At 45.5% G+C, this 7369-nt stretch carries 7 protein-coding genes; 2 read left to right on the forward strand and 5 right to left on the reverse strand.

Annotated elements, in window-relative coordinates:
* Positions 1-84 precede the first annotated feature (84 nt).
* The 4 genes from ACLGGO_RS34570 to ACLGGO_RS34585 all read right to left on the reverse strand — a co-directional run bounded on the left by ACLGGO_RS34570 (position 85) and on the right by ACLGGO_RS34585 (position 5173).
* Complete coding sequence (locus tag ACLGGO_RS34570) at positions 85-1323, reverse strand: PQQ-dependent sugar dehydrogenase (RefSeq protein WP_446422707.1); 1239 nt, start codon at positions 1321-1323, stop codon at positions 85-87.
* A gap of 41 nt (positions 1324-1364) precedes the next feature.
* A complete protein-coding gene (locus ACLGGO_RS34575) occupies positions 1365-2063 on the reverse strand; it encodes a hypothetical protein (protein ID WP_446339206.1) in 699 nt (232 codons plus the stop codon).
* 34 nt (positions 2064-2097) lie between these two features.
* Positions 2098-2808: an actin-binding WH2 domain-containing protein gene (locus tag ACLGGO_RS34580; protein WP_446422708.1), complete on the reverse strand. Its 711-nt coding sequence runs from the start codon at positions 2806-2808 to the stop codon at positions 2098-2100.
* Between the two features lie 331 nt (positions 2809-3139).
* On the reverse strand, positions 3140-5173 hold the full coding sequence (locus tag ACLGGO_RS34585; protein WP_446422709.1) for a cation:proton antiporter domain-containing protein: 2034 nt from the start codon (positions 5171-5173) through the stop codon (positions 3140-3142).
* A gap of 176 nt (positions 5174-5349) precedes the next feature.
* Here ACLGGO_RS34585 and ACLGGO_RS34590 point away from each other — a divergent pair, with 176 nt between their 5' ends.
* Positions 5350-5832, forward strand: a complete 483-nt coding sequence (locus tag ACLGGO_RS34590; RefSeq protein ID WP_446339203.1) for a hypothetical protein — start codon at positions 5350-5352, stop codon at positions 5830-5832.
* On the opposite strand, the gene ACLGGO_RS34595 is transcribed toward ACLGGO_RS34590, so the two are convergent.
* The gene (locus ACLGGO_RS34595; RefSeq protein WP_446422710.1) at positions 5810-6046 is read right to left on the reverse strand and encodes a hypothetical protein; all 237 of its coding nucleotides are present in this window, start codon (positions 6044-6046) and stop codon (positions 5810-5812) included. The genes ACLGGO_RS34590 and ACLGGO_RS34595 overlap by 23 nt on opposite strands.
* Positions 6047-6204: 158 nt before the next feature.
* On the opposite strand from ACLGGO_RS34595, the gene ACLGGO_RS34600 reads away from it, so the two are divergent.
* The gene (locus tag ACLGGO_RS34600) at positions 6205-7212 is read left to right on the forward strand and encodes an Rpn family recombination-promoting nuclease/putative transposase (RefSeq protein ID WP_446422711.1); all 1008 of its coding nucleotides are present in this window, start codon (positions 6205-6207) and stop codon (positions 7210-7212) included.
* The last annotated feature ends 157 nt before the right edge of the window (positions 7213-7369 follow it).

The raw sequence follows: 7369 nt of genomic DNA on the forward strand, positions 1-7369 counted from the left end.
TGGTAACAGGGGTTTGGTAACAGGGGTTTGGTAACAGGGGTTTGGTAACAGGGGTTTGGTAACAGGGGTTTGGTAACCAAACCCCTACGGTTGCTGGGGTTCGATGCGGATCAGTTGTCCATTGGCTTCATCGGTGAGAATGTATAATAGTCCATCAGGACTTTGGCGCACATCCCGCACCCGTTGACCGATATCGATGGATGTCTCATTGACCACATTACCGGATTCATCGATTTCGATATGACGGACATTCCGGGAAACTAGCCCCCCCGCAAATAAATCGCCTTGCCACTGGGGGACGCGATCGCTATCATAAATAACCAGACCCGATGGTGCGATCGCAGGAGTCCAGACGAATTTGGAATCGACCAGACCCGGACGAGACTGCTGATCAGAAATGATTCCTCCAGAATATTCGCGGCTATGGGTGACGAGGGGCCAACCATAGTTTTGACCCGCTTCCACCAGATTCAGTTCATCGCCACCTCTGGCGCCATGTTCACTAGACCAAATCCGATTAGTTTGGGAATCGAATGCGAGTCCCTGGATATTGCGATGTCCATAACTCCAGATGGCTGGATCAGCTTCTGGGGATTCGACGAAGGGATTGTCATTGGGTATTGTACCATCGTCGTTGAGGCGGATAATTTTACCTAAATGACTGCGGCGGTTCTGCGCCTGTTTACGGATTAAATCACCATCGAGTTGAACTGGTGGATTTCCCCCATCACCGATCGCGACTAACATGGTATCGTCAGGTAGCCATACAATGCGGGAACCGAAATGCTGTCCCCCTGATTTCAGTTGAGATACCTGGAAAATTACCTCTAAATCCTTGAGGGCGTTACCCTCCAATTTGGCACGGGCAACTCGTGTATGATTAGCTTGGCGCGTACCGTGGGAATAGGTGAGATAGACTAATGAATTCTCCGAGAAGCGGGGATGAAGGGAGATATCCATTAATCCACCCTGCTGCATTGCAAAGACTTCTGGTACTCCAGGGATGGGTGTGGGATCGAGTACCCCATCGCGGACAATTCGCAGTTGTCCTGATCGCTCTGTAATCAGTATGGCACCATCGGGTAGCCATGCCATTCCCCAGGGATGATCTAATCCTTCAACAAGGGTAGTTTTCTGGAAGCCTTGAGGTGTAGCGACGGGATCTGTCGCATCCTGGGATGAGGCTGAATCCACCGAGTCGGGTGGGGTTTGGGGAACGGTAGTGGTATTAGATGGGGGCGGGGTAAATGCACAACTGGTGAGGGTTACTAGCGCGATCGCACTCCCAGTTCCTTGGATTAGGCGAGGGATGTTGATAGTCATGGCGATTTTCCGTCTGGTGGTTAATTACTCTTGGTATAAGATTACAAATCTCGCATTTGTTGCTCCACACTAATCGCAATTTGCAGGGCTTCATCGAGCAAATAACCATACTGATCCGTTGGCGGATCAAGTTCTCCCGCAACCAAACTGGTTAAATTATTCTCTAGTGTAACCATCAATTCATCCGGTCGTGCCATTCCCCCTTGTTTCGTGCGAATAATTTCTATTTTCATCGCTTGCAGCAAACTATTTTTAGTCATTCGTAACGTCCGCAACACCTTTTCCGCTTCTAAGGAATTATCCCCTTGACAGTTTTTTTCCGTGCGACTCAGTTGATTCAGCATGGCTAGGGATTTAACCACACGATTGTACTTATCCACTTGGCGTAGCAACTTAGCTACAGACTTCCAATGTTTTGCCTGATTCACCAGCCAAATATTCGCTAATACTAAAATCAAAACTGACCCAAAAAAAAACAAGAGAAAGACGTTGGCAATGTCCGCCCCATCACTTGGCAAATTACCCGATCGCTTCACCGCCAGAAACCCCACAGGCATAACAAAAATCAGAATTAGACCCAAACTAAAGACCTCAATAAACAGCAGCGATCGCAGGTGTTGGGAGTTACGCCAAAATAAGCCCCGGTAAACCGTTGTGGCTAGCCCCGCACTCAGATCTAACCCGGCACTTTGCTCTAATTCGGTTGGAGTAATCGGCAATTCGGCTAAATTATTCAGCATAAAATTATCTCCCGAAGTCATTGATTTTTTCTGCTTAACTTAAGCCTAAAGCGTGAGTCAGAGTTTTCCAAATATGCACATAGAAATTACTCTCTAAAGGACGAAACAGCGCAAAGTCTTTTCCCGGCGTGCCAAAAAAGGGTCGCAGTGACCAACCCAACTGACTGCCAACAAAACCGTAGAGAAATAACCAAGCTTGCACAACCTTAAGATTACGGGATTTATCCGTATCTTGAGAATGAGAATGCAGCAATTTCATGCTTTGGTAGAAAAACTGAATACCGATCACGCCAGTTAAGGCAAAAATGACCACATTGAGTAACTTGAAAAACTCGTAATCATTCACCGAGAGCAGGAAAAACAAGACCACAGGAACAAATGCCAAAAGCATGACACTGATCACTGACGTGGTGGCTAAGAGCAACACTAAATATTGGCGAAAGTTGCGCTGTGAACCCGTCACCACCTCGAAAATATATAAACTGGGCAGACAAACCAGCAGTGTGATTAAATAAAGACCGGGTAACTTAATCGCTGAACTAATCGCCTGCAGCCAATGACTCGACGCCCCAATCACCAAGCCGTACAACGCGATAAACGAAGCGCTACACACTAATAATGAAACAATTTTACTATCGAGTCCGATTTTCTTCTCAACCTCGGTCAGAAACGTCTTGCGATCGCGTAAAAAAGACATCAAACTGGCAAAGTGATTCATCCTATCCTCCAGGTATACCCGTCGCATCTCTACATTCCTCGACTATAGCAGGAGTTTAATGGGCGTAGGGGTGCATGGCGTGCGCCCATAAAATCGACAAATCTATCCCACAATTTTATCTGTGTCAGTCCAGTAGGAATATTTTTTATCAATGACGATATTGTAGGGGCGCATGGCGTGCGCCCATAAAATCGACAAATCTATCCCACAATTTTATCTGTATCAGTCCAGTAGGAATATTTTTTATCAATGACGATAGTGAACATTGTGCAGGAGTTAGGGCGGGTTTACTTACATCTAGGTGAGGAAAAAAACCATAGTCGTCAAACCCGCGCCTACACAATCAAAACCTTCTCCTTCAGCTAGTCGTGGGAAAATGTACGACAATGATAGAAGTGTCTTGCTGTGTTCGTGCGATCGCCTCCGGTTCTCCTCCCAATGTAGGAATCGCCAAAAGGTAACTGGGATGGGTACTTGCCGTCAAAATCAATAAATCATGACGTTGCACCATCCGCGACACATTCTGCACAAAATTCCCCCGCACCTGTACCAACCCACTCGTACTTGCCAACCCCCACTCTTGCGGCTGACAGTCAAACTCACCCACTCCCGTCACCACAATCACCAATCGAAACGTCGCTTTCAACGCCGCCGCTAAAGTTTGCGCCAACATCACCGTCGGTTTAAACGTCACCGATACCGTCTCCTGATCCGTCGCCGCCAACACCACTCGTGCAGTATTCTCAATCGGCTGGGAAAATCGGGCAATTAATACCGGAACCTGAGAGCGCCAGATAACATTATCAATCACACTGCCAAAAAAGCTCTCACGAGTCGTGGAAAACCCCTTCCAGCCACAAATAATCAACGTCGCATCCCGTTCCGCCGCCGTGCGAGTAATCCCTCGGTCAATCGTATCATCCACCCGCCCAATCGGTTCCACCTTAGTTACAGCCCCATGGGCAATTCGTTCAGCCACCGCTAAAAGTTGGCTTTGCAGCATCTTCGCCTCTGGGGAAATAGGTCCCGTTTTATCAGATAAAACATGCAGCGGAAGTAACGTTCCCTGCGCCGTTTTCGCCAAAATTAACGCCAATTGCAATAAATTATCTTCCGTCTTCGGATTCGCCACCGGAACTAACACCCGCCTTGCCAAAGATGGCGTTTTTGGAGCATTTTCCTGCTCCTGTTGTCCGTGGGGTTTCACCTGTTTTCCCCAGCGTTCGGTAATCCAAGGAGACGCCACACAGGTGACTAAAATCATGGCAATAATCCCATTTACCGTCAACTGATCCACCAGTTTAATTTGGTATGCTACTGTAATCGCCGCCAGAGTAGACGCCGCCTGTGCCATAGACAAACCAAACATGACCATAATACTCGGAAACTGAAACCCAAACAGCTTCCCTGGTGCCCAAGCCGCGCCAAACTTACTCGCCATTTCCGCGCCAATCATCACCAACGCCACTAAAATCGATTTCGGCTGCTTGACTAAAATTAACGGGTCAATTAACATGCCCACAGAAATCAAAAAGAATGGCACAAATAAGGTATTACCAATAAACTGAATCCGATTCATTAACGGACTCAATTGGGGAATAATTTGGGTAATCGCGATTCCGGCTAAAAATGCGCCAATAATCGGTTCAATCTCAATTAATCCCGCCGTGTATGACACGACAAACAACGTCGCCAGGACAAAAATAAACTCCGCCCCTTCATCATGTCCAAATCGGTGAAAGAACCAGCGCCCTAGTTTCGGCACGCCCCATAACGTCGCCACCGTATAGATAGTAAGGGCGGGAATCAGAAACAACCAGAACCCTAGCGTCAGATTTCCCCCATGGGCTTTCACCACCACCGCCAAAACTAAGAGTCCCAAAACATTAGTAATTAGTGTTCCTCCCAAGGTTGTGGTTACCGTCTGCGTCCGCATTAATCCCAACTTAGTTAGGATAGGTAATGCCAAAAGTGTATGAGTGGCAAAACAAGATGCGACTAGAATCGACGCCAGCCAACTATATCCCAGAAGTAACATCGCCACCGTACCCAGAATCATCGGTAAAGAGAACGTGGCTAAACCAAAAATTGCCGCTTTATCGGCATTATATTTCAAGTCATCTAAACTGGTTTCCAACCCCGCCATAAACATTAAAAACAACAGTCCCACCGTTCCCAAGAGGACGATAGTACTATCCCGTTCCAATAAACCCAAAACATTGGGTCCGACAATCACACCCGCTAGAATTAAGCCGACAATACCCGGAAGTCGCAACCGTTCAAACAAGAGTGGCGCGACTAACATAATTGCCAAAATGGTTAAGAAGACGGCAACGGGGTCAGTAATCGGACTCGGCAGTAGAGCAACCGCACTCAGGCTAGGATACATCATAGAGGAAGACGTGTTTTGAGGGTGTAGGGGCGGGTTCCACGACTCATGTTTTTGGTGACCCTGATGTCACTAAACCTGCCCTATCTGAATTATGAATGATCAATGATAAAACGGATTAGGTGACAAATAACATCGCTGGTTTCTTAACAAAGAACAAATGACCAAGGACGATTAGTATGGCATATAGTGACTTCAAAACTCTATCTCAAGTTAGAGAATCCTTTGAGTTAATTATTACCCCTGTGCTTTTGGACGTGCGGCGACACTTTGGGTTTAAAATTGGCTTTTTCTCTGGGTCAGAGTTCAATGTTGCTCCTGACGCTGGCTTAAATGGATATTGTGATTATATTCTGACCGCTTCCCCAGAATCTTATGAAATTCGGACTCCCGTTCTCACCCTAGTGGAAGCCAAGAATGAAAGCATTAAGTCAGGTTTAGCACAGTGTATTGCCGAAATGATTGCCGCTCAACTGTTTAACCAAAGCAACGAGGAGCCAAGGGAGAGTATTTATGGGGCGGTAACTACAGGAACGGATTGGAAATTTCTCAAGTTAAGCGATAAGAGGGTTTTTATTGATAAACGCGACTATTTTATTAATGAGGTGAGCCGGATTTTGGGAGTTTTAGCTATGCCCTTTAAGGGTATTCTGAATTGTTGATGAGCATTTTTATATCGATATCCTGAGTGCTATTGGTTTCATCTTGAGTCTCGGTGTTCCTGTCTTCGGGAATCAGTTGATCGGGAGATGTTCGAGAGGTATCCTGGTTAGGAGTAGAGTGCAAAGATGTCACGCGATCGCTCATCGCTAAAGCTACCTCTGGAATCACCCAGGAACTGCAAATCGCGGCGGTTAAGCCTAAGCTGTTTGCCATTTAAACTTTAATATCAATAAGGACGAAATTCTTGTAGTGCGAGCATCTTGCTCGCTACCCATTCCCAACTTAAATGCGTGACAGCTTAGTTGCATTTGGGTGCAACGGAAACGATATAATCATATTTACCCTGATTAAATAGTTGAAGAATTATGACTCTGAGATTTATTAGCCCCAAAACTGACTTTGCTTTCAAGAAAATATTTGGGTCAAACGACAGCAAAGATATCTTGATTAGCTTTTTAAACGCCTTGATTTATGACGCCAATCCTGTGATTCAGGATTTAGAAATCATTGACCCTTATAATCCCAGAGATGTCGTTGATCTCAAAGATAGCTATCTAGATGTCAAAGCCTTACTAGATAATGGGTCAAGAGTCTTAATTAAAATGCAGGTACTCAACGTGGCGTGCTTTGAGAAGCGCGTCATTTATAACCTGACCAAAACTTATGCGAATCAACTCAAGTATGGGGAAGGATACTCTTATATTAAACCCGCTATTGCCTTAACTATTACTGATTTCCCTATGTTTAACCAAACTCAACGGTTCCTGACACGCTTTGGCTTAAAGGAAACACAGGAGTTGTTTGATTATCCTGATCCGGAAATCGAGTTAATCTTTGTGGAATTACCCAAATTTACTAAAACTCTGGATGAATTAGACAGTTTAACGGATAAATGGATTTACTTTATTAAAGAAGCTCCCAGCTTGGAAGTGATTCCACCCACATTTAGTCAACTTCCAGAACTGGATAAAGCGATGAATATAGCGAATCAAGCGAATTTAAGTGTAGAGGAATTGGAAAAATTGCGTAAACAAGAAATGTTTCTCGAAGACCAACGGGGATTTATTATTCAGGCAGAGCAGGATGGATTAGCCAAAGGCTTGGAGCAAGGATTAGAACGAGGCTTGGAGCAAGGATTAGAGCAAGGATTAGAGCAAGGATTAGAGCAAGGATTAGAGCAAGGATTAGAGCGAGGGCGTCGAGAGGAAGGAATCCGATGGACATTACGTTTACTGGAGCGGCAGTTTGGCTTAATTGCTCCAGAAATTCTTAACCAGATTCAAAACTTATCGTTTGAACAAGTCGAACATCTAGGAAATGATGTTTTAGGGTTCAATAGTTTAGAGGACTTATTAAACTGGCTACAAGAAAATGGATAGATTGTTACGATTAAATCGGGCGCACGTCGGTGCGCCCCTACAGGTTCCCCTAACTTTTCACTGGAAGTCTAGAAACCTGAGTGCAACCAAAAAGTTGTAGAGACGTTGCATGCAACGTCGGGGCGGGTTTAGTAAAATCTGGGTGCAACCGAAAAGA

Source organism: Coleofasciculus sp. (genome assembly GCF_046565525.1).
Taxonomy (GTDB): domain Bacteria; phylum Cyanobacteriota; class Cyanobacteriia; order Cyanobacteriales; family Coleofasciculaceae; genus Coleofasciculus.